Origin of the sequence: Pseudomonas aeruginosa, from assembly GCF_001457615.1 — a bacterium.
Taxonomy (GTDB): Bacteria; Pseudomonadota; Gammaproteobacteria; order Pseudomonadales; family Pseudomonadaceae; genus Pseudomonas; species Pseudomonas aeruginosa.
In genome coordinates, this window is the sequence record NZ_LN831024.1 from 5,658,728 (window position 1) to 5,680,551 (window position 21,824).

The window sequence follows — 21,824 nt, forward strand, 5'->3', positions numbered from 1 at the left end:
GTATCCCACCCGCCGAAACCAAAACCAATCGGTAGGAATTTTCTTTAAAAGCATGAAATTACTGCAGGCTTATCCTCTTCCCTAAGTAAAACCTTTAAATACAATCCCACTTCTTGCCATCCCCCTCCCGCGTCATCCCCAAGCCATTCCCGTCGACGAGTAAAGAAAATGTGCGGTATCAGTGGATTTATCCAAAGACACACTGAAAAGAGCCAAATGGTACAGATCATTGGCCAGATGACGGACAAGATCATTCATCGTGGCCCCGATGACAAAGGATATTGGTTGGATCATTCCATCGGCCTGGCGCTCGGCCACCGCCGCCTGGCCATACAGGACCTGTCGACGGCCGGACATCAGCCCATGCCGTCTGCATGCGGACGGTACGTCATAGTCTTCAATGGGGAGATCTACAATCATCTGGCACTCCGTGCCCTGCTCGGACCGCATCCCTGGAGGGGGCATTCCGACACCGAGACGCTGCTTGCCTGCTTCTCCGTCTGGGGTATGGAGAAAACCCTATCCAATATCACTGGCATGTTTTCCCTCGCACTTTTCGATAAAGAAACGAGTAAAATCTTCCTCATTCGTGACCGGCTAGGAGAAAAACCTTTATATTATGGGTGGCAGGGAAACTGCTTCCTGTTTTCCTCCGAGTTAAAGTCTCTGACCGTACACCCAGAGTTCCAAAAAGAGATCGACAGAGACAGCCTTGCAGCATTTCTACGTTTTGGATATTGCCCCACTCCCAACAGCATCTACAAAGGTATAAAAAAACTTCCGCCCGGGCATTACATTCAATTGAACCTGGCTAATGCTACGCCAGGTGAACTCATGGATCCGCTCCCCTACTGGTCTCTGAGCAAGGTCATCGCACAAGGGATCCATCAGCCATTCCAGGGAAGTGACTCAGAGGCCGTGGATGCCCTGCACCGGCAACTGTCCGCCAGCGTTACTTCGCAAATGCTCAGTGACGTACCTCTTGGCGCCTTCCTTAGCGGTGGCGTCGACAGCAGCACAATCGTGGCCCTTATGCAGGCTCGGCATTCCCGGCCCGTACAGACGTTCACCATTGGCTTCGACGAGCCCGGCTACAACGAAGCGGAACACGCCAAGGCTGTCGCCCAGCATCTCGGCACCCAGCACACCGAGCTTTACGTCAGGGCCGAAGACGCACTCGCGGTGGTGCCTTGTCTTCCCGGCATCTACTGCGAGCCCTTCGCCGATAGCTCACAGATACCGACCTACCTGATCAGTCGCCTGGCCAAGCAATCCGTAACGGTCGCTCTCACCGGCGATGGTGGCGATGAACTGTTTGCCGGCTACAATCGCTATCTCACGGCATGCCAGGCATGGAACAGGTTGCAACAGCTTCCACTGGTTGCCAGGATGACGCTCGCAAAACTGCTGAGCGCTCTGCCACCGGCGATGTGGGACAGCCTGTTCTCTCTCGCAAGCCCCTTGCTACCCTCGAAGTACCGTTTGCGCACACCAGGAGACAAGCTTCAGAAGCTCGCCGGTCTCATGGCGTTTTCCAGTGAAGAGGACTTCTACAAGGATCTGGTCAGCCACTGGAAGAAGCCTACGAACCTCGTCATCGGCAGCGAGGAATCGGCTTCCGTCTTTTGGAATCTTGACAGCCTCCCCGAGATGGAAAGCTTCGAACAATGGATGATGGCCATGGATACCCGGACCTACCTGGCCGATGACATACTGGCGAAGGTCGACCGCGCCGCAATGGCCACTAGCCTGGAAACCCGCGTCCCGCTCCTCGATCATCGCGTGGTCGAACTCGCCTGGAAAATGCCACTGAACCTGAAGATCAGAAATAACGACGGCAAGTGGTTGCTGCGCCAGGTTCTTTACCAGCACGTTCCCCGGGAACTGATCGAGCGTCCCAAGATGGGATTCGCCATCCCTCTGGACACCTGGCTGCGGGGACCGTTGCGGGAGTGGGCCGAAAGCCTCCTGGCTGAGGAACGCTTGAGACGCGAGGGCTACCTGCGCCCGGAGCCGATTCGGCGAGCCTGGCAGGAGCATCTCAGCGGAAAAAGAAACTGGCAAGGCCCGCTCTGGAATGTATTGATGTTCCAGGCTTGGCTGGAACATCAATGATCCAGCCACAGGGCCAGGGGTCGGCGTGAAGCGGGAAGAACCTGCTAACGGGAATCAGCGCTGGCGGATCTTCTCGACGATGGCGGTGGTGGAGCTGTTCTCCACCAGGCCGAGCACCCGTACCTCGCCGCCGTAGGCCCTGACGATCTGCGCGCCGACCACCTGCTCGACGCCGTAATCGCCGCCCTTGACCAGCACGTCCGGACGCACCTGCTCGAGCAGGCGCTCGGGAGTGTCTTCGGCGAAGCTCACCACCCAGTCCACCGCGCCGAGCCCGGCGAGTACCGCCATGCGCCGGTCCACCGAGTTGATCGGCCGGCCAACGCCCTTCAGGCGAGTGACCGAGGCGTCGTCGTTGACCCCGACGATCAGGCGGTCGCCCTGGGCGCGCGCCTGTTCGAGGTAGGTCACGTGGCCGGCGTGAAGGATGTCGAAGCAGCCATTGGTGAAGACGATCTTCTCGCCGTGGGCGCGGGCGTCTTCGATTGCCAGCAGCAATTGCTCCAGGCCCAGCACGCCACGCTCGGAACCCTGCTCGCGCTGCACCGCGCGACGCAGTTCGGGCGCGCTGATCGCCGCGGTACCCAGCTTGCCGACCACGATGCCGGCGGCCAGGTTGGCCAGGCCCACCGCGGACGGCAGCTCCTCGCCGGCGGCAAGCGCCGCGGCCAGGGTGGAGATGACCGTATCGCCGGCACCGGTGACGTCGAACACTTCCCGCGCCCGCGCCGGCAGGTGCAGGGCCGGCTGGCCATGGCGGAGCAGGGTCATGCCATGCTCGCCGCGGGTCACCAGCAAGGCGCCGAGGTCGAGTTCGCTCATCAGCGCCTGGCCCTTGGCGACCAGTTCGGCTTCGTCGGCGCAACGGCCGACGATGGTCTCGAATTCGGACAGGTTCGGGGTGATCAGGCTGGCGCCGCGATAGATGGCGAAGTCCTTGCCCTTGGGATCGGCCAGTACCGGAATGTTGCGCGCCCGCGCCGCCTGGATCAGCACCTGGTGGTTCTGTAGCGCGCCCTTGCCGTAGTCGGACAGCACCAGCACCTTGACCTTGGCCAGCAGCGACTCGACGTCCACGGCCAGGGCCGCCGCGTCGGTGCGGAACGGTTCCTCGAAGTCGACCCGCAGCAGTTGCTGGTGACGACTCATGACCCGCAGCTTGACGATGGTCGGCTGGCTATCGATGCGCTGGAAGCGCGCGTCCACTCCAGCGGCCTTGAGGCTGTTGGCCAGGCTGTCGGCGGCCTCGTCGCGGCCGGTGACGCCGACCAGCAAGGCCTGCGCGCCCAGCGCGGCGATGTTCAGCGCGACGTTGGCGGCGCCGCCGGGGCGGTCCTCGTGCTGTTCGACGCGGACCACCGGCACCGGGGCCTCCGGCGAAATGCGCGAAGTCGCGCCATGCCAGTAGCGGTCGAGCATCACATCACCGACCACCAACACCGGGGCCTGGTCGAAACGGGGCATGGACAACTTCATGGGAACTCCAAACAACCTCTCGGGGCAGACGCCCAGTTTATCAGCCGACAGGCGCCGGCGCCTGCTCATCCAGTCCCATCGCATGCAGCCGCGCATAATGGCCGTTCTGCGCCAGCAGCTCGGCGTGGCTGCCGCGCTCGACGATCTGCCCCTGGTCCATCACCAGGATCAGGTCGGCCTTCTCGATGGTCGACAGGCGGTGGGCGATCACCAGGGTGGTGCGCCCCTTCATCACTTCGTCCAGCGCCGCCTGGATATGCCGCTCCGACTCGGTGTCCAGCGCCGAGGTCGCCTCGTCGAGGATCAGCAGGGGCGCGTCCTTGAGCAGCGCCCGGGCGATCGCCAGACGCTGGCGCTGGCCGCCGGAAAGCAGCACGCCATTCTCGCCGACCTCGGTGTCGAAGCCTTGCGGCAGGTTGTCGATGAACTCCTTGGCGTTGGCAGCCTTCGCCGCCCGCTCGATTTCCTCGCGCGGCGCGCCAGCCAGGTCGCCGTAGGCGATGTTGTTGGCCACGCTGTCGTTGAACAGCGTGACCTGCTGGGTCACCAGGGCGATGTGGCGGCGCAGGTTGCGCAGGCGATAATCCTCGACTTCAACGCCATCAAGGAGGATCTTGCCGTTATTGTGCTGGTAAAAGCGCGGAACCAGGTTGGCCAGGGTCGATTTGCCGCTACCGGAACGGCCGACCAGGGCGATCATCTGCCCGGGCTCGGCGATGAAACTGATGTCATCCAGCACCTGCTTGTCGGTTCCGGGATAACGGAAGCTCAGGTTGCGCACTTCTAGGCGCCCGCTGACCCGCTCCTTCTCGACGGTACCCTGGTCTTCCTCCGCCGCTTCGTCGAGCTGCTCGAAGATGCTCTCGGCGCCGGCGACGCCGCGCTGGACCGTGGAACTGACCTCGGAAAGCTGGCGGATCGGCTTGGGCAACAGGCCCGCCGCGGTGATATAGGCCACCAGATCGCCGGCCGAGGCGTCCCCGCGCAGCCACAGCACGAGGAACATCAGTATCGCCATGGCGACGTAGATCACCAATTGCAGCATCGGCGTGTAGACCGCGCCGGTCTTGGTCATCCGCAACTGCTTGTCGGTATTGCTCTGGCTGGCGTCGAGGAAGCGCTTCTCTTCATAGGCTTCGCCGCCGAAGCTGCGCACCACCCGGTAGCCCTGGATGGTTTCCGAGGCGACGTGGGTGACGTCGCCCATGGCCACCTGGATCTTCTTGCTCTGCTTGCGGAACTTGCGGCTGGCGGTAGTCACCATCACCGCGATGACCGGCAGGATCGCCAGCATCACCAGGGTCAGCTTCCAGTTCATCCACAGCAGGTAGAGGAACAGGAAGACCACGGTCAGGCCCTCACGGATCACCACCTTGATGGCATCCGTGGCCGCTCCGGTGACCATGGTCACGTTGAAGGTGATGCGCGAGATCAGGTGGCCGGAGCTGTGCGTGTCGAAATAGCGGTTCGGCAGCACCAGCAGCTTGTTGAACAGGGCGACCCGCAGGTCATGCACCAGCCCCAGGGAAACCTTGGCGAGGAAGAAGTTGCCGAGGAACGAGCCCAGCCCCTGCCAGGCAGCGATCAGGATGATCAGCAACGGCACCGCGTAGACCAGGTGCAAGTCGCGCAACCAGGGCCACTGCACATTCGGAAACAATGCCGCGTCAGGATTGGAGAGGCCGTCGACGAAATACTTGAGGATGCCCGCCAGCATCGGCTGGGTCGAGGCGAAGATCAGGAAACCGACGATGCTGAGTAGGAACATTCCGATGTAGGGCTTCACGTAGCCCAACAGGCGGAAATAGATCTTGAGACTGGAAGGTCCGGGATTCTGAGGACTATCGCTCATGGTTTCTTACATGCTGAAAAGGTCCCGGAGTGTAGCACAGGACCTCCATCACTCCGCCTGGAAGGCGTGTTGGGGTAAGATGGCGGGCCGTTCGTTCAGGAGCTCGCATGCGAGTCATAGACTACCCCTCCTACTTGCAGTTGCGTGACAACGCAGAAGTGCTGGAAGCCGATGGTCATGGGGACAAGGTTCTGCGTCTGCGCGACGGGTCCTTCCTCAAACTGTTTCGCCGCAAGCGCCTGATTTCCTCCGCAGCCCTGTTCCCCTATGCGGAGCGCTTCGCCCGCAACGCCAGCGAACTGGCGCGGCGCGGCATCGTCTGCCCGAAGGTGCTGGACGTATTGCGGATCCCACATATCCAGCGCGACGCGGTGCACTACGAGCCGCTACCGGGGCAGACCCTCCGCCAACTCGACCGCAACGACCCGGAGTGCGGCGACGCAGTCCGGACGCAACTGGGCGAGCTGATCGCCGCGCTGCACGCCAAGGGGGTGTACTTCCGCTCGCTGCACCTGGGCAACGTGGTGCGCACGCCGGAAGGCCGGATGGGCCTGATCGACATCGCCGACCTGCGGGTCCAGCGCTCGGCGCTCAGCGCCGCCCAGCGCATTCGCAATTTCAAGCACCTGCTGCGCTACGAACAGGATCGAACCTGGTTCCTCGACGACAGCGAGCACCTGGTGCTCAAGTCCTATCTCCGCAGCAGCCAGGTCCACTGGACACTCGAGCAGCTCCTCAAGCAACTGCAACTGGATTGAGCAAGGAATGTTCGCAGCTACCCGACTGACCCGTCTTCGCCACGATACCAGCCGCATCCTCAGCCACTGGATCCTGCCGCTGGGCTGGCTGGCCCTGCTCACCGGAATGTTCTGGGTCGGCGACCGCTCCGACTACCATCGCCTCTTCTACATCCTGCTTGCAGCCCCGACGCTGCTGTACGTGATACTGCAACCGCGTCTGCTTCGCCCGCTAACGGGCTCGCCGCTGTTCATCGCCTTCCTCGCCTTCAGCAGCTACATGATGCTGAGCCTGTCCTGGTCGGCCCCCGAGAACTCCACCGGCTCGCTGCTCAAGCGCCCCCTGTACATCGCCCTCCTGTTCTTCTGCGCCGCCATCCTGGCGCTCGAAGCTCCCCTCCGCCTCAAGACCGCGACCTGGCTGGCTGCCCTTGGCGCGGTGATCTCCGCGGCAGCCACCTTGCTGCAATACTACTGGGACGCCAACCCGCTGCGCCTTACCGGTTATGGCGCTCTCTATAACCCATTACTGAGCGCCCATGTCTATGGCGCCTTCACGGCACTCTGGCTGGCCTATTGGATGCAATCCCGCCCCATCCTGGCCCCCTTGCCACTGATATCTCTGGCGCTGCTCGGTGGCCTTCTCATCGCGACCGGTTCACGTACTCCCCTGGTAGGGCTCACAGCGGCCCTTATGTGGCTGGTCCTGGCCGGAGACAGGAAAAAAGCCCTCATCGCCCTGGCACTCGCCCTGGCTGGAGCGCTACTGGGCTACATCCTGTACCCGGAAGTGATCACCCAGAGAGGGGCATCGTTCCGCCCGGAAATCTGGGCCGACGCCCTACGCCAGATCAGCGAGCATCCATGGCTCGGACACGGCTACGATCATCCGATGCGAATCGTCCTGAGCAACGGCATGCTGCTCGCCGACCCGCACAACATCGAACTGGGTGTGCTTTTCGCTGGAGGGATCATCGGGCTCCTGCTGTGGGTGGCGATCTACGCACTGGCCTTCGGCTTCTCCTGGAAAAACCGGAAGTCTCCAGCCGTTCTGCTAGCCTCGACCTGGCTGGTGTTCGGCCTGGCAGCCGGACTCACGGAGGGCAACGCCTTCCTGCCCCGTCCCAAGGAACACTGGTTCCTGATCTGGATTCCCATGGCGCTGCTGTATGCGCTGTGGATCCAGCAAAGGTTCGCCGCCAGCAGGCGCGGTGAGGATATCGCCGCGCCTTGAGTGCGGCGATATCAGCGATCAGGAGAAAAACAGCCGCGCAATGCCGCGGAAGGTCTTCTCGTTCCAGTACTTCAGCGGCAAGCCGGAGAGCAGCTCCCGGGCCAGTACCTTGTCCCGGTTCGAGCACTTGAGGAACATCGAATTGCGGAAGCGCATGATCACCTGCTCGTAATCGGGGTGATCGCTGAACTGGCTGTACGTCTTGAATACGTTGTCCACCATGAAACGGGCGTTCTTGTACGTATTGGTGGGATGCTTGCGGTACTGGGCGAGGACCTCGCCAAGAATGTCGATGACGTAGCCAGCCTTGGTCACCGCCAGTTCGATATAGACATCTTCCAGGCGTATGTCCGGATCGAAACCGCCGACCTTCTCCAGGGCTTCCCGCCGGAACATCAAGGTGGGCGCCATCGGGCCCGGCTTGCGGTCCAGGAACAGGTCATCGAAGTCGAGGCGGCGGAAAGGCAGGTCGCGTTTGCGCTGCTCCTTACCCGGCATGACCCGGCCATTGGAGTCGATGATCTCGATATTGCCCGCGCAGATACCTACCTCGGGCTTGTCCCACATGTGTGCCACCTGTTTCTCCAGGCGTTGCGGCAACATGATGTCGTCCGAACCGAAAGGCACGATGAGATTTCCCCGAGCCCTGGCGATCGCCTCGTTGAGCGTTTTCGACAGCCCCTGGTTCTGCTGGACCCTGAGGTCGAAGCCGTACTTCGCCTGGAGCCCGCGCAAAAGCTCGACGCTGCCATCGCTGGAACCATCGTCCACCACCAGCAGTTCCACGTTGCGGTACGTCTGCGCAGCCACGCTGGCGATGCTCGCTTCTATGTACTTTTCATGGTTATAGGAAGCGATGATCACGGAAACCAATGGCTGCGAACCATCATCGACGAGCGTCATAACTACAACCTTACCTGTCTTTCACGTCCCCATTCAAAGCGCCAGACATGCATGAGCGATCCTGCGATCTTCATCGGTCCTACACCTCCCCCCAGCCCGGAAAAACAAGCTGAACAATAGCAAACACGCCTGAAGCCCCAGCTCTTTTCGGCTGCTACTCTCAGGTAAAAATACGTCGCCAGGTCTTCTCCAGCCATCCGGGACGCTCCGGCTCGCGCAACGCGGGCCGCATGGCCTCGACGATACTCTGACCGACAGCGGCGAAGCTGAATCGTTCGATGGCCAGCGCCTGGCCGCTTCGCGCGATCCGCTCGGCGAGGGCCGTGTCGAGGCGCAGGATCGCGAGCTTTTCCTGGATGTCCGCCACCGAGCGATACAGCACGATATTCTCCATGTCCCGGAAACCCAAGGCCTCGTTTTCCCGCTCGCCCTGGTCGTAGGCCAGCAGTACGCAACCGCAGGCCATCGCCTCGAAATTCTTGATCATGTATTCGCCCATGCCGACATCCGCGCTGACGAAGAAACGGATGCGGTTGAGCGTGCGCAGGTACTCCTCGCCGGACTTGGTCTTGGTCACCAGCAGGTTCTCCACTCCGCCCAACTCGTCGAGCAGCGCCTTGCGTCCACTGTAGGCCACGCTGCCGGTACTGCCGACGAAGCCCAGCTCGATATCGCGCGCCAGGCCCAGGTCATGCAACAGGGTCTGGTCGTAGCCCTTGGGCACGAATACCGCGTCGAATCCCTCCTGGCGCAGGCGTTCGCTGACCGTATGGCCCGAACTGATCACCCGTGCCCAGGGCAGGCGCCGGTAATGGGCGCTGAACTTGCCGGTGTACTTGCAGGGAATGTAGTTCTGGTAGGCATCGTGCTCGAGGATCACCAGGTTGGGCACGCTGCGGATGAAGCGGACCTGGCGCATTTCCTTCTTGAAACGGAGGAAGAACAGGATGCGGTCGTAGCGCGAGACATCCACGTGCTTGCGGAAGTAGCCGCGCAGGTCGGCCTGCTCCTCGCTGCTCAGCCAGCGGGTATCGCACTCGCAATGGGCGGCGATGCCGTCGTACAGGCGATCCAGGATCGCGCGCTGCTCTTTCTGGACCAGAAACAGAACTTTCATCAGACCTTCATCCTCGCGGCTGCTCCGAAGCAGCATGGCGGCTCGAACCTTGCCGAACGCTCGACCCAAGCATCACGCCTCCCCATCCAGCGACTCCACCCAGAACAACTCGTGCCGACGCACCGCCTTGCGCATGAACTCGTCCTCGCCGTAAGCCGGCCAGCGACGCCCGGCGAGCCAGCCCTGCAGACGGCGGCGCAGACGGCGCTTGAACGGCGGCCTGGGTTGCAGGTCGTGCATCATGCCCAAGGCCATGGCCTTGTCCACCTGGCGCGTGCGCTCCAGCGCCAGCGTCCATGGCAGCAACGGCGAGCATTCTTCGGTCAGCGGTGGCAGGCTGACCCCCATGTGCGCATCGCCCATCGGCCAGCGATCGTTGTCGTGCAGGTGATTGGCATAGTGCAACAATGCCTGCGGCTGCCAGTCCAGGCCCTGGAGCGCCTCGCGCACAGCCTCCTGGGCGCGGACATGGTCCGGGTGCGGATCGAAATGCGGATGAGGCAGGACGATGACCTCGGGACGTGCCAGCAGGATCAGCTCGCGGAGATCGGCCAGCAGATTGTTCCAGGTCGACAGGCCGTCGGCATCGCTGGCCAGGCGCAGGCGGTTGAACTGGCGGAACGGACGGATATCGGTGAGATCGGCCTCACGGGACGGCACCACCTCGCCCGGGTTCGCCTGCATGGCAGGCAATTGCAGGCAGAAATAACCCAGTTGCACGCAGCGCTCGGCCGGCACCCCACCCCACGTCGGCACGGCCTGGCTATCCCAGGCGCGCAGGCGGCCCTTCAGGCGCGCCGCAGCTATTCCGTCGAGGCCCATGCGGCGGTAATGCTCGGTTTCGATCTCGCCGGCGGTCAGGGTCACGATCCAGGCCTCGCGAGCCTGGCTGTAGAGGCCGAAGGCGGCCAGCTCGGCGTCGTCGGCATGCGGAGCGATGACCATCACCCGCCGATCACGGTAGTCGGGATGGCGCGCACGCCACAGGGTCGGTTCGCCGACCAGCCGGCAATGCCGGCCGCGCAGGCGAATCCGGCCCTCGCCCAGCGGCCCGGCCAGTCCCGTCAGGTTCAGGTAGCGCAAGCCGTTCACCCCACGTTCGAAAGCCTGGGCATCGGCCTCCGCGCCACCTTCCAGCAGCACCGAGGGTTCGAGGAAGCGCCCCAGCCAGCCAGCGCGCACGCCGATGCCAAGCACCAGCGTATCGCCTTCGCGCAGCTCACCGTCGACTCGCAGACGGCCATCCGCCAGGCGTACCGGCAGCGACTCGACCCCTTCCGCGAAACGGTAGCGGTAGTCCTCGCCCGGCGAATAGAACAGGTGATCGGCGAACCAGGCTTCGTGGGCGACCCACAGGGCCACGAGGAGGATCGGCAACAACCAGGGGCTGACCAGCAGACCGACGGCCAGCAATGCCAGCAGCGCAACCAGTAGGCCGATCCGCTTGTTGCGTCGATGACGCTTGAGCAACTGCTGCTTGCGTGCGCTCATGCTTCAGACCTGGAAGACCGGAGAAGGATGGCACCAGCGATCCTTGTATTCGCGGTCGGCGCGACCGAACGAATAGCGCAGGGGTTTGCCCAGCGCTCGCGCATCCTCCCAGGCGGCCTGGGTGTTCAGGTAACTGAGCACGCTGCCAGGGCTGAACTCGCGGGTCTGCGGATCGACGCCGCCGTTGATGTACTCGACGCTGAGCCAGCCCGGCGCTTCGGCGCGATACAGTACCTGGACCGCGATGGGCTGGTCGTTGAGCAGCAGGACCGAGCCGCGCAGCAATTCGCGCAGCCGCTCGAAGACCTCGGCCATGCGCTCCGCGCCGGTGGCCGGGAAACCCCAGCGACGCTGGAACAGTTCAAGATAGATGGCGGCGAACTCGGCCGGGGGGAAGCTGTCTGCCTGGCGCACCTGGCCACCAGCTTCCTCCACCAGGCGCACTTCGCGCCGCTGGTTATAGCGGAACTTCTTGGAGAAATCCTCGGGGGCGCGAGCGAAAGCCAGTTGCTCGGTCTGAGGGCGCAGCGTGACGATGTTCCGCTCATGCAGCGCCGACAGGTAGCGTCCCGCATGGCGGAGGGCGATGCGGGCATCGTCGGCCACCGGCAGGATCAGTTCGGCGTTGCCCAGGTCGTACAGGCCCTTCTTGCCGCGCCGCTTGAGCACGTCCTTGGACAACGCCAGGTGGCGGCCCCAGGTCGGGATCGCCGCAACCAGTTCGCCAGCGCTCTCCCAACCCAGGTAACGCACCGGGATTCCAGCCATTTCGGCGAGTTGCTCGACCACCAGCGGGTGGGTCGCGACGCTGCCGCCGAAACGCTGCCAGGCCTGGGCGTAGGTCGGCGCGTCCACTTCGCGCCAACCGCGTTCGCGGAAGGCGCGCAACCTGTTCAGCATGCAGACTCCGAAGCGAAGCCGGCAATCGTCGGCAGGCGCCAGAATTCGCGGCGCACCGCAGCGTCGGAGAAGCGTGTCTCCAGGCGCTCGAGCATGAGCCGAGCACAGGCCTCGCGCTGGCGGCGGTCAAGCGCCGCCAGGTGGGTCAGGCCCTCGGCCAGGGCCGTCTCGTCGCCCAGCGGGAAGAGGATGCCGACCCCTTCCACCACTTCGCGGGCGCCGCCACAGGCGGTGGCGATCAGCGGTACACCGGCGACCATGGCCTCCAGCAGGACCATGCCGAACGGCTCGTGGTCGGAACTCAGGGCGAAGGCGTCGAACGCCTTGAAGTAGCGCCGTGCCTCTTCGACCTGGCCGAGGAACAGCACGCGCTCGCCGATACCCAGTTCGCAGGCCAGGTCCTTGAGCTGCTCTTCCAGGCGGCCGCTGCCGAGGATCGCCAGCAGGCTGTTCTGCGGCAGGCGCGGCAGCGCGGCGGCAAAGCCGCGCAGCAGGGTAGCCTGGTCCTTGTCCGGATGCAGGCGGCCGACGTTGCCGACCACCCAGGCCTCGTCGGGCAGGCGCAGTTGCCGGCGCGCACTCAGGCGCTCGACCTGCTCGGCCTGCAGCGCAGCGACGTCGATGCGGTTGTAGAGCGTCTCGATCCGCTCCGCCGGCCACTTCGGCAGGCAACGGCGGATATCGTCGCGCACCGCGTCGGACACCGCCAGCAGGCTCAGGCGCTTGCTCATCAGGCCGGCGAAGACCTTGCGCGACAACCGCTGGTAATCGCCGAAGGCGTGGTGCACGCCAATGATCGGCAGACGAGTGGCCAGGCTGGCGATCCAGATCGGCTTGAAGCGGTGCGCGATGCAGAAGCGGAAGTCGCGCGAACGGGCGATCTCGCGCAAGTCGCGGATCGCCTTCAGCTTGAGGCCACGGATGTCCCTGGAGCCGTACTCGAGGAACAGTACCTCGTCGGAGGCGCAACGCGCCGCCACCTCAGGATCGGAACGCCCGGTGAGGAACACCGTGGTGACCTTGTACGGGGTTCCGGCGAACAGGCTGGCGTACTGACGGGCACAGTCGAGGAAAGGCCCGTCGTAGCCGTGACAGAACTGCAGGACGCGAGGTTCAGCCGACCGAGTCATACCAGTCCACGCCCTCCTTCACGACCAGGATGTCCTCCATGATCAGGTACTGCAGATCGGAGCCGAAGAACATGTTCAGGGCGTCGGTCGGCGAGCAGATCATCGGTTCTCCACGACGATTGAGCGAAGTGTTCAGGGCCACGCCGTTGCCGGTGAGGTTCTCCAGTTCCTTCATCAGGTCGTAGTAGCGCGGGTTGTACTCGCGCTTCAGCACCTGGGCGCGGGAGGTGCCGTCCTCGTGCACCACTTCCGGCACTCGCTCCTTCCACTCTTCGTTGACTTCGAAGGTGAAGGTCATGAACGGGGCCGGGTGGTCGATCTTGAACATCTGCGGGCCGACGGTATCCAGCATCGACGGGCAGAAGGGTCGCCAGCGCTCGCGGAACTTGATCTGCGCATTGATCCGGTCGGCCACGCCCGGCACGCTCGGGCAGCCGAGAATGGAGCGGCCACCGAGGGCACGCGGACCGAACTCCATGCGTCCCTGGAACCAGGCCACCGGGTTGCCGTCGGCAAGGATCCTGCCGATACGCCGGCTGCGGTTGTCGATCTTCTGCCACTGCGGCCTGGCCTCGTGACGGGCGCAGGCGGCGATGACGTCCTCGTTGGAATACTCCGGGCCGAGGTAGACGTGCTCCATCTTCTCCACCGGCACGCCGCGCTGGTGCGACACGTAGGCCGCCGCGCCGACCGCGGTGCCGGCGTCGCTGGCCGCCGGCTGGACGAACAGCTCCTTCACTTCGGGGCGCGAGATGATCTTCTGGTTGAGCTTGACGTTCAGCGCGCAGCCGCCGGCGAAAGCGACCTTGCCGGTCTCGCGGATGATATCGCCGAGGTAGTAGTCCATCATCTCCAGCGCGAGCTTCTCGAACAGCGCCTGGATGCTCGCGGCGTAATGGATGTAGGGATCGTCGGCGATGTCGCCTTCGCGCTTGGGCCCCAGCCACTCGATCAGCTTGGGCGAGAAGTAGTAACCCTTGCCTTTCTCCTTGTAGCGGCGGAAGCCGATGACGTTGGCATAGTCGGTGTTGATCACCAGTTCGCCGTTCTCGAACTTGGCGAGACGGGAGAAATCGTACTTGCTGGCGTCACCGTAGGGCGCCATGCCCATGACCTTGAACTCGCCGTCGAGCATGTCGAAGCCGAGGTACTCGGTGATCGCGCCGTACAGGCCGCCCAGCGAATCCGGATCGTAGAACTCCTTGATCTTGTGGATCCGACCGTTCTCGCCCCAGCCGAAGAAAGTGGTGGCGTATTCGCCCTTGCCGTCGATGCCGAGGATCGCGGTCTTTTCCTTGAACCCCGAGCAATGGTAGGCACTGGAGGCGTGGGCAAGGTGGTGCTCGACCGGCTGGATCTTGATTTTCTTCAGGTCGAAGCCGAGTTGCTGCAGGCACCACTCGATGCGCTTGTAGTAACGCTTGTAGCGGCGGTTGCCGAGCAGGATCGCATCCAGCGCGCGATCCGGCGCGTAGGCGTAGCGCTTGGCGTAGTGCCAGCGGGCCTTTTCCATGATGCTGATGGGAGCGAAGGGAATCGCCACCACGTCGACATCGGCCGGCTCGATCCCTGCCTGCTCCAGGCAGAACTTCGCCGATTCGTAGGGCATGCGGTTCTTCGCGTGCTTGTCGCGCACGAAGCGCTCTTCCTCGACGGCCGCGACCAGCTTGCCGTCGATGTACAGGGCGGCGGACGGGTCATGGCTTACGGCGCCAGACAGGCCTAGGACGGTCAATGCCACGGTAGAACCTCTTCAAAGCAGCTCGCGGTTGCGGAGTGGGACCGACAACCGCGGCTTTCGTTTAACTCGTCGACCGCCGCAGGCGGTGGTCGTCGCTTGTCCTTCAAGCCCCGGCGGCGTCGCCGAGGCGGGGAATCCGTTGCTCCAGCAGCCGGTAGAGGCCGCTGTCCTGCGGCCAGTTGCGCAGGAAGCGCGCGCGGTCGCGGGCGTAGGCGCGGGCAAAGGACGCCTGGCTGTGATGCTTGCGCATCGCGTCCAGGTCGATCAGCGCCCATTCGCCGCCTTGTTCATGGGCCTGCCAGAACAGGTTGTGTCCCTTCAGGTCGCCGTGGCTGATGCGTTCGCGGATCAGCGTCGAAAACAGCCGATCCAGTGCCGCCAACTCGGCTTCCGGTGGCGAAACGGCGCCATCGGGCATGTCCAGGCAAGGCTTAAAACGAGCGATTATATCCTGACCGCCGAGATAATCGGTAATCAGGTAGGCGCGCCCGCGCAGCCAGCACCAGCGCCGCTCCAGCATCGCCAGCGGACGGGCGGTGGCGATGCCGAGGAATTCCAGGCGGTTGCCTTCGCGCCAGGAGGCCCAGGCCCGGCTCGGCCGCCAGAAGCGCTTCAGCCAATGGACCCAGCCCTTGATGTTGTAGCGCTTGATGATCAGCGTGCGGCCGTTCGCTTCGACCCGGGCGACGGTGGCCGCGCCGCCGTCCTTGTAGACGTGGCCGGCGGCGATCAGGCGGTCCGCGTCCGCCAGCAGGGGCGCCATCGTCTCGGCCTCGCTGCGGCGGGCGGCGAACAGGCGGAACGGACCGCGCACGACACTGAACAGGCTACAGTCGCGACCGACCTTCCTCAGCAGGTCGCGCACCCGCCAGCGGCGAACCTTGGCGATTTCCTTCTGCAAGGCTTCGAGCGGCAGCGCATGCTCGCCGTTGGCCAGCAGGTAATGCACCAGCAACTCCTCCAGGAAAGGATCGAGGAGCGCCGGCAACTGGGCGAAGAACACCCCGAGGTTTTCCAGCACTTTCTGTCGCGACAGCGGCTGGCCGGGAGTTTCCGCACGCACGCCGCCACCGTCGATGAGATACAGGCGGCCGGCGTGGCGCAACAGGTTGTCCAGGTGCAGGTCGTCCTGCCAGAGGCCCTTTGCATGCAGCTCGCCAATGGCTGCCAGGGCTTCGCCGAGCACCGCTTGCTGGGCATCGCCCAGCGGCGCCTGGGCCTCCACCGCACGCCAGGCGTCACCGAGGCTCTGCGCCGCGTCGAGGTAGTCGAACAGCAGCCAGCCGCCCTCGCCCTGCTGCAGCCCGTCGGCCAGCAGCGCCGGGGTGGTCAGCCCCTGGGCCGCGAGCAGACGCGCCCCTTCCAGTTCGCGCTGGAAATGCCGTGCGGCCTTGCCGCCCACCAGCAGCTTGGCCAGCACCTTGCGCCCACGCCATTCGCCGGCACCGACGTAGCGCTGCCCGGGCAGCACCCGCAGCAGACTGTCCAGGCGCAGTTCGGCAGCGCCAGCGCCATCCGCCAGGGTCACCCGCAATGGCAGTTGCGGGTGGCGCCCGGCGGCTTGCAGTTCGGCCAGTCTCATCGGCGCGACTCCTTGCGCCGACGGCGCTGGTCGAGAAGGCGATACCACTGCTCGACCTCGGCCGAGTCGAGGGGTTCGTCGACATAGGCGGAGATGAATTCGTGCACGTCCGCTTCGCTCCAGTCCGGGGCACGGCGCAGCATCGGCTCCAGGTCCTTGACCTGGTCGCGGCGGCCGAACCAGATCGGGCGGGTCTTCTCCAGGTCGATCAGGCAGGCCTCGAAGACACCATCGGCCCCCTCGCGGAGGAATACATGCTTGGGATAGAAGCAACCATGCATCTGTCCGGCGGCGTGCAGCTGGCGCGCCAGCCTGCCAACCGCCCGGAGAATCGCCCGGCGCCGCTCTTCGGCCAGGTCGTGCCAGGACGCCAGCCAGGTGTCCAGGTCCTGCCAACCGTCCAGGGCGCGGGTCAGGAGGATCGCCTGGCGCTCTCCGCCGACCGCCTGCTGGGCGAAGAACGCCGCCTGCAGGGCGGGAATGCCCAGCGCCCGGTAGCGCTCGATGTTGCGGAACTCGCGGGCGAAGGTCGGCTCGCCCAGCGGATGGCGCAGGCTGCGGGTCAGGTGGTTGCTCTGGCGCTTCAGGTAGTAGGCGGAGTCGCCCAGGTCGAGGCGGTAGACGCTGCTCCAGCCACCCCGCTCGGTATTCGGTTCGTCCACGGCGTCCAGCTGCAAGGCCCACAGGGCGTCGAAGCTGTCCAGACGGTTGCGCTGGAGCAGGTCGTGATCCTGCGCGGCGATGAAAACGCTCATTCGCGCCCCTCGAAGAAAGCCACCACCTGGCGAATACGCTTCTTGTCGGATTCGTTCAGGTGCCGGCGACGGCGATATTGCAGGTAGAAGCGCAGGCGCTGGGTGCGCGACAGGTGGTACTTGGCCACCTTGTCCAGGCAGGCCAGGTCCTTGGTGATCCGATAGCGCAGCATGAAGCTCCACCAGAACGCGCCGTTCGGGCAGTCGATGAAATACACCAGCGGCTGGTCGTCCACCAGCAGGTTGCGCCACTTCAGGTCGTTATGGGTGAAATGCTGGTCGTGCATCAGGCGCGTAGCCTTGGCGATCTGCCGGCTGACGCCGTCCACCCAGCGCGGGTCCTTCAGGCGCGGATCCCGGTTGCAGGCGAGCACCGACAAGTCCTCGGTGCCCGGCAGCTCGCGGGTGATCATGGCGCCGCGCTGGAAGGCGCCGGCCTTGCGCTCCAGCCCCCAGGCGACCACTTCGGCGGTGGGAATGCCCCACTTCTCGAAGCGCTTGAGGTTCTGCCACTCGGCCTTGATCCGCGGTCGCGCCAGGTAGCGGCGCAGGCCCTTGCCGGCGCTGCGGTAGCGCTTGACGTAGTAACGCACGCCGTCGCGCTCGATGCGGATGACTTCGGACAACGGGTCGCGGGTCAGGCGCTCGCCCTCCAGGGCGAACACGCTATCGAGGCTACCGAAGTCGGCGGCCAGGTGACGGTAATCGGGTTCGAGGGTCCACCCCGCCATCAGAGCAGGTCTCCGTAACGCTGCTTGCGTTCGTAGAGTTTTTCCGCCTTGCGTTCCATCCAGGCCAGCAGGCCGGCCTCGTCGCGCAGTATCTCGCGCAACGGCCGGCGGAAATAGGTGCGCAGGAAGCGTAGCTTGTCGCGACGCGTCAGTCCGATGTCCAGCGCAGAGAAATACAATGCCGCCAGATCCTTGTTACGCCAGCGTTTCGGCGTGGCGTCGCGGGTCTGGGCACGGTGCAGATCGATCACCGAGAGGCGGAAATCGTCCGCGCTCACCGGCTTGTCGGTGTGCAACAGGAAATGACAGATGTAGCAGTCGCGATGGTTGACTCCGGCACGGTGCATGTCGCCGACCATCCGCGCCACCGCCTCGACCAGCGCGCGCTTGAGCCGCGGCGGTGGAGGACGTTCGCGCCAGTCCTGGGAGAACACCTCGAGGTCCACGGTCGGCGCCAGTTCCTCGGTGACGATGAAGGAATGCTGCCGCGCCGGATCGCTGCCGCGCTCGCCGTAGGCGACCGCGGTCATGGTCGCTACGCCGGCCTCGTGCAGGCGCCGGATGGCCTGCCACTCCTGGCGCGCGCCGAGCACCGGGAGCTTGGCGGTGAGCAGGTTCTTGGCGATCTCGCCCCAGCCGATGCCACGGTGGATCTTGACGAAGTAGCCACGCCCGTCGACCTCGGTGCGCAGGGTGCGGCGCCCTTCCAGTTCGCGGTAGACCTTGCCTTGCAGCGCCTCCACCGCCTCGAACGGGTCGCGCCCGTTCCACAGGCGCTTGAACGGCTCTTCCAGCACCAGCCTCATGAGGCCTCCCCGAGGATCAGGTCGGCGGCGCGCTGCGGCATGCTGTAGAGGTCGGCGTGATCGGCGTAGGCCAGGCCATTGCGCGACCAGGCGGCGCGCGCCGGAGCGTCCTCCAGCATTTCCGCGAGCAGGCGGTTGAGACTGTCCTGCTCGAAGGGACTCGGCAGCACCCGCCCGGCGTCGGCCTCGGCGATGTAGTGGGCATAGCCGCAGACATCGGTCACCAACACCGGCAGGCCGGAGACCAGCGCCTCCAGCAGCACCGTACCGGTGTTCTCGTTGTAGGCCGGGTGGATCAGCAGGTCGGCGCCGAGCAGGAAGCGCGGGATATCGCTGCGACCCTTGAGGATCTGTACCTGGTCGTTGAGACCGAGGGCGGCGATCTGTAGCAGGAACGGCTTGGGATCGTCCTGGCCGATGGCGATCAGCCGGGTACGCCTGCGCAACGCCTTGGGCAGCGCGGCCAGCGCCTTCAGGCTGCGATCCAGGCCCTTGGTCTTGAAGCCGGAACCGATCTGCACCAGCAGCAGGTCGTCCTCCTCCAGGCCGAACTCGCGGCGGAATTCCGCACGCACGTCCGCGGCGTTGGCCGGCGCCCGGCGATCCTGGCTGATCCCCGGCGGCAGCAGATGGAAACGCTCGGCCTGGGTGCCGTAGTGCTTGACGAAGAGCGGCTGCTGCACCTCGGAGATCATCAGGATCTCGGTCTTCGAGGCCGGGTCGAACACTGCCCGTTCGTAGCCGGCGAAGTGGCGGTAGCGGCCCCACTGGCGGTACAGCGGGTTGCGCAAGGTCTGGGCCTTTTCCTCGAAACAGGCGTCGGCGGCGTAGTAGACATCCAGTCCGGGCATCTTGTTGAAGCCGATCACCCGCTGCACCGGGCGCCTGTCCAGGTCGGCGCGGACCCACGCGGTGAACTTCTCGTTGCGCCGGTGGTTGAAGATCGAGCGCACCGGGGCCACCAGCACTTCGAAGCCGTCCGGCACGTCGCCCTCCCAGATCAGCGTATAGACGCGGATGTCGTGCCCGCGCCGCTGGCATTCCAGGGCGATGCGCATGAAGTCACGCTGCAGGCCGCCGAAGGGGAAGTATTTGTAGAGGATGAACGCCAGGGTCATCGGAGGGTCTCCGGGGCCAGCAGCATGGCCTCCAGCTGGGTGGCCACGCGCTGGGGATTCAGCCGGGTGAAGCACAGCGGCTGCTCACGCTTGAGATCGAACAGTTTGCGATCCTCTTCGGTCGGCTGGTAGGTACAGGTCTTCTTCAGGCACGGCGCACAGGGGAAGTCGCTGCCCAGGTGGACCTGGGAACGCCCGTAGGCGCCGGTGAAGCCAGGATTGGTCGGGCCGAACAGCGACAGCGTCGGCACGTCCAGCGCCGCCGCCAGGTGACCGAGGCCGGTATCCACCGCCACGCAGGCGCGCGCGCCGGCAAGCACCTTGGCCATGCCGGCCAGGGATAATCTGGGGAGTACCGCGGCATTTTCCAACCCCGCCGCCAGGCGCCCGGCCCGCTCCCGCTCGGCGGCGCTGCCCCAGGGCAGGCGCACCGACCAGCCGCGCTCGCACATGCGCTCGGCCAGTTCGCGCCAGTAGGCTTCCGGCCAATGCTTGGTGTCCCAGGTAGTACCGTGCAGGAACACCAGGTACGGCGCGCCAGGGTCGGCGTCGGCCAACTGCTCGCGGTCCAGGCCATAGTCACCGACCGACTCGGGCAACGGGTAGTCCAGCGCCTGGGCGAACAACTGGCGCGTGCGCTCCACCGCATGCTGTCCCCAGGCGACCGGATAGGCACGGCGATAGAAGCGGCTGGCGAGCGGCTCGCGCGCCGAGTCGCGATCGAGACCGGCGACCGGCGTCTTGCCCACGTAGCGGGTCAGCCAGGCACTCTTCAGCAGCCCCTGGGCGTCGATCACCAGGTCATAGTCGACTTCCTTCAGGCGCTGCTTGAAGCGCCGCCATTCGCCGTTGCGCAGGGTCTGCCAGAGGTTCTTTCGCCAGCGCCGGATCGCCACCGGGATCACCCGCGCCACCGCCGGATGCCAGGCGGGAATCTCGGCGAAACCTTCCTCCACCACCCAGTCGAACTGGATGCCGGGAATCGCCCGGGCGGCGTCGGTAAGCGCCGGCAGGGTGTGGATCACGTCGCCGAGGGACGAGGTCTTGACCAGCAGCACCCTCATCCGGCGACCTCGGCAGGGTCGCCGACCAGCCGCTCCAGGGCTTGCAATACCAGGCCAGGCGGCAGCTCGCGGAGGCAATTGTAGTGGCCGAAGCGACAGGTGCGCTCGAAGCACGGGCTGCACTCGAGACCGAGGCGGACGATCTCCACCCGGTCCGCCAGCGGCGGGGTGAACTGCGGCGAGGTGGAGCCATAGACGCCCACCAGCGGGCGATCCAGCGCGGCCGCCACGTGCATCAGGCCGGAATCGTTGGACACCACCGCGCCAGCGCAGGACATCAGGTCGATGGCCTCGGCCAGCGAAGTCTCCCCGGCAAGATTGAAGGACTCCTCGCGCAACCCCGGAATCAGGCGCTGGCGAATCTCCTCTCCACCGGGATGGTCGTTCTTCGAGCCGAACAGCCAGACCTGCCAGCCGGCACGGATCTTCGCCTCGGCGACCGCGGCGTAGTGTTCCGCCGGCCAGCGCTTGGCCTCGCCGAACTCGGCGCCGGGACAGAGCGCCAGCACCGGGCGGTCCAGGCTCAGGGCGAACTTGTCGAGCGCCGCCTGGCGGCTGCCGTCGTCGATCCGCAGGCGCGGCTGCGGATAGGGCTTCGGCAACTCCACGCCCGGCTCGAAGGCCAGGGCCATGAAGCGTTCGATCATCAGCGGATAGCGCTGCTTGTCGAGCTTGCGGATGTCATTGAGCAGCCCGTAGCGCATCTCGCCGCGCCAGCCGGTACGCTTCGGTATTCCGGCGAACCAGGGCACCAGCGCCGACTTCAGCGAGTTGGGCAGCAGGATCGCCTGCTCGTACTGACCGCGCAGGCCGCGTCCGATCCGGCGCCGTGTGGCGACGTCCATCACCCCGTGGCCGAGCGGGAAGCTCAGGGCCTGGCGCACCTCGGGCATGCGCTCGAGGATCGGTCGGCTCCACTCGGGCGCCAGCACGTCGATCATGCACTCGGGATGCCGCTGGCGCAGACACTGGAACAGGGTCTGCGCCATCACCATGTCCCCCACCCAGGAGGGACCTACGATCAGAATTCTCATTCAGGCTCCGGAAATGATCAGGGAGGCTTTCGCCTCCC

Annotated in this window: 18 protein-coding genes; 3 read left to right on the top strand and 15 right to left on the bottom strand. The window is 64.9% G+C overall.

Annotation, left to right across the window (positions count from 1 at the left end):
* The first annotated feature begins 216 nt into the window (after positions 1-216).
* Entirely contained in the window at positions 217-2,115 is a 1,899-nt protein-coding gene (gene asnB / locus AT700_RS26040) for an asparagine synthase (glutamine-hydrolyzing) (RefSeq protein ID WP_003121175.1), read from the top strand.
* A gap of 54 nt (positions 2,116-2,169) precedes the next feature.
* On the opposite strand, the gene hldE is transcribed toward asnB, so the two are convergent.
* Positions 2,170-3,591, bottom strand: coding sequence for a bifunctional D-glycero-beta-D-manno-heptose-7-phosphate kinase/D-glycero-beta-D-manno-heptose 1-phosphate adenylyltransferase HldE (hldE, locus tag AT700_RS26045; protein ID WP_003161995.1), 1,422 nt, complete (start codon positions 3,589-3,591; stop codon positions 2,170-2,172).
* A gap of 40 nt (positions 3,592-3,631) precedes the next feature.
* A complete protein-coding gene (gene msbA / locus AT700_RS26050; protein ID WP_014603368.1) occupies positions 3,632-5,443 on the bottom strand; it encodes a lipid A export permease/ATP-binding protein MsbA in 1,812 nt (603 codons plus the stop codon).
* A gap of 107 nt (positions 5,444-5,550) precedes the next feature.
* Between msbA and AT700_RS26055 the strand changes: the two genes are divergently transcribed.
* Positions 5,551-6,201 (top strand): hypothetical protein, encoded by a 651-nt coding sequence (locus AT700_RS26055; protein WP_003123591.1) that lies wholly within the window; start codon positions 5,551-5,553, stop codon positions 6,199-6,201.
* A 7-nt stretch (positions 6,202-6,208) separates the two neighbouring features.
* Complete coding sequence (gene waaL / locus AT700_RS26060; protein ID WP_003457495.1) at positions 6,209-7,414, top strand: O-antigen ligase WaaL; 1,206 nt, start codon at positions 6,209-6,211, stop codon at positions 7,412-7,414.
* An 18-nt stretch (positions 7,415-7,432) separates the two neighbouring features.
* Here waaL and wapR read toward each other — a convergent pair whose 3' ends face one another.
* From wapR to waaF, 13 genes are all read right to left on the bottom strand, one after another.
* A complete protein-coding gene (wapR, locus tag AT700_RS26065) occupies positions 7,433-8,317 on the bottom strand; it encodes an alpha-1,3-rhamnosyltransferase (RefSeq protein WP_031639567.1) in 885 nt (294 codons plus the stop codon).
* Positions 8,318-8,477: 160 nt separating this feature from the next.
* On the bottom strand, positions 8,478-9,434 hold the full coding sequence (locus tag AT700_RS26070; RefSeq protein WP_003114548.1) for a glycosyltransferase: 957 nt from the start codon (positions 9,432-9,434) through the stop codon (positions 8,478-8,480).
* 72 nt (positions 9,435-9,506) lie between these two features.
* Positions 9,507-10,925, bottom strand: a complete 1,419-nt coding sequence (locus AT700_RS26075; protein ID WP_048521715.1) for a PIG-L deacetylase family protein — start codon at positions 10,923-10,925, stop codon at positions 9,507-9,509.
* A 3-nt stretch (positions 10,926-10,928) separates the two neighbouring features.
* Positions 10,929-11,825 carry an antimicrobial resistance protein Mig-14 gene (locus tag AT700_RS26080; RefSeq protein ID WP_048521716.1) on the bottom strand — a complete coding sequence of 299 codons (897 nt, stop codon included), beginning with the start codon at positions 11,823-11,825 and terminating at the stop codon, positions 10,929-10,931.
* The gene (locus AT700_RS26085) at positions 11,819-12,955 is read right to left on the bottom strand and encodes a glycosyltransferase (protein ID WP_033949960.1); all 1,137 of its coding nucleotides are present in this window, start codon (positions 12,953-12,955) and stop codon (positions 11,819-11,821) included. The genes AT700_RS26080 and AT700_RS26085 overlap by 7 nt, the downstream gene beginning before the upstream one ends.
* Positions 12,939-14,696 (bottom strand): carbamoyltransferase, encoded by a 1,758-nt coding sequence (locus tag AT700_RS26090; protein ID WP_003095766.1) that lies wholly within the window; start codon positions 14,694-14,696, stop codon positions 12,939-12,941. Before AT700_RS26090 ends, AT700_RS26085 begins: the two co-directional genes overlap by 17 nt.
* Before the next feature lie 103 nt (positions 14,697-14,799).
* The gene (locus AT700_RS26095) at positions 14,800-16,278 is read right to left on the bottom strand and encodes a lipopolysaccharide kinase InaA family protein (protein WP_003123597.1); all 1,479 of its coding nucleotides are present in this window, start codon (positions 16,276-16,278) and stop codon (positions 14,800-14,802) included.
* On the bottom strand, positions 16,275-17,033 hold the full coding sequence (locus AT700_RS26100) for a lipopolysaccharide kinase InaA family protein (protein WP_003095770.1): 759 nt from the start codon (positions 17,031-17,033) through the stop codon (positions 16,275-16,277). The genes AT700_RS26095 and AT700_RS26100 overlap by 4 nt, the downstream gene beginning before the upstream one ends.
* Entirely contained in the window at positions 17,030-17,764 is a 735-nt protein-coding gene (locus AT700_RS26105; protein WP_003095773.1) for a lipopolysaccharide kinase InaA family protein, read from the bottom strand. Before AT700_RS26105 ends, AT700_RS26100 begins: the two co-directional genes overlap by 4 nt.
* The gene (rfaP, locus tag AT700_RS26110) at positions 17,764-18,570 is read right to left on the bottom strand and encodes a lipopolysaccharide core heptose(I) kinase RfaP (protein WP_003114553.1); all 807 of its coding nucleotides are present in this window, start codon (positions 18,568-18,570) and stop codon (positions 17,764-17,766) included. Before rfaP ends, AT700_RS26105 begins: the two co-directional genes overlap by 1 nt.
* Complete coding sequence (locus AT700_RS26115; protein WP_003116148.1) at positions 18,567-19,688, bottom strand: glycosyltransferase family 4 protein; 1,122 nt, start codon at positions 19,686-19,688, stop codon at positions 18,567-18,569. The genes rfaP and AT700_RS26115 overlap by 4 nt, the downstream gene beginning before the upstream one ends.
* A complete protein-coding gene (waaC, locus tag AT700_RS26120) occupies positions 19,685-20,752 on the bottom strand; it encodes a lipopolysaccharide heptosyltransferase I (protein ID WP_003116147.1) in 1,068 nt (355 codons plus the stop codon). The genes AT700_RS26115 and waaC overlap by 4 nt, the downstream gene beginning before the upstream one ends.
* Positions 20,749-21,786 (bottom strand): lipopolysaccharide heptosyltransferase II, encoded by a 1,038-nt coding sequence (waaF, locus tag AT700_RS26125; protein WP_048521717.1) that lies wholly within the window; start codon positions 21,784-21,786, stop codon positions 20,749-20,751. The genes waaC and waaF overlap by 4 nt, the downstream gene beginning before the upstream one ends.
* Positions 21,787-21,824 lie beyond the last annotated feature (38 nt).

Bases quoted from the DNA above. Each gene is read 5' to 3' on its own strand.
- asnB (WP_003121175.1), top strand. From the start codon at position 217: ATGGTACAGATCATTGGCCAGATGACGGACAAGATCATTCATCGTGGC.
- hldE (WP_003161995.1), bottom strand. From the start codon at position 3,591: ATGAAGTTGTCCATGCCCCGTTTCGACCAGGCCCCGGTGTTGGTGGTC.
- msbA (WP_014603368.1), bottom strand. From the start codon at position 5,443: ATGAGCGATAGTCCTCAGAATCCCGGACCTTCCAGTCTCAAGATCTAT.
- AT700_RS26055 (WP_003123591.1), top strand. From the start codon at position 5,551: ATGCGAGTCATAGACTACCCCTCCTACTTGCAGTTGCGTGACAACGCA.
- waaL (WP_003457495.1), top strand. From the start codon at position 6,209: ATGTTCGCAGCTACCCGACTGACCCGTCTTCGCCACGATACCAGCCGC.
- wapR (WP_031639567.1), bottom strand. From the start codon at position 8,317: ATGACGCTCGTCGATGATGGTTCGCAGCCATTGGTTTCCGTGATCATC.
- AT700_RS26070 (WP_003114548.1), bottom strand. From the start codon at position 9,434: ATGAAAGTTCTGTTTCTGGTCCAGAAAGAGCAGCGCGCGATCCTGGAT.
- AT700_RS26075 (WP_048521715.1), bottom strand. From the start codon at position 10,925: ATGAGCGCACGCAAGCAGCAGTTGCTCAAGCGTCATCGACGCAACAAG.
- AT700_RS26080 (WP_048521716.1), bottom strand. From the start codon at position 11,825: ATGCTGAACAGGTTGCGCGCCTTCCGCGAACGCGGTTGGCGCGAAGTG.
- AT700_RS26085 (WP_033949960.1), bottom strand. From the start codon at position 12,955: ATGACTCGGTCGGCTGAACCTCGCGTCCTGCAGTTCTGTCACGGCTAC.
- AT700_RS26095 (WP_003123597.1), bottom strand. From the start codon at position 16,278: ATGAGACTGGCCGAACTGCAAGCCGCCGGGCGCCACCCGCAACTGCCA.
- AT700_RS26100 (WP_003095770.1), bottom strand. From the start codon at position 17,033: ATGAGCGTTTTCATCGCCGCGCAGGATCACGACCTGCTCCAGCGCAAC.
- AT700_RS26105 (WP_003095773.1), bottom strand. From the start codon at position 17,764: ATGGCGGGGTGGACCCTCGAACCCGATTACCGTCACCTGGCCGCCGAC.
- rfaP (WP_003114553.1), bottom strand. From the start codon at position 18,570: ATGAGGCTGGTGCTGGAAGAGCCGTTCAAGCGCCTGTGGAACGGGCGC.
- AT700_RS26115 (WP_003116148.1), bottom strand. From the start codon at position 19,688: ATGACCCTGGCGTTCATCCTCTACAAATACTTCCCCTTCGGCGGCCTG.
- waaC (WP_003116147.1), bottom strand. From the start codon at position 20,752: ATGAGGGTGCTGCTGGTCAAGACCTCGTCCCTCGGCGACGTGATCCAC.
- waaF (WP_048521717.1), bottom strand. From the start codon at position 21,786: ATGAGAATTCTGATCGTAGGTCCCTCCTGGGTGGGGGACATGGTGATG.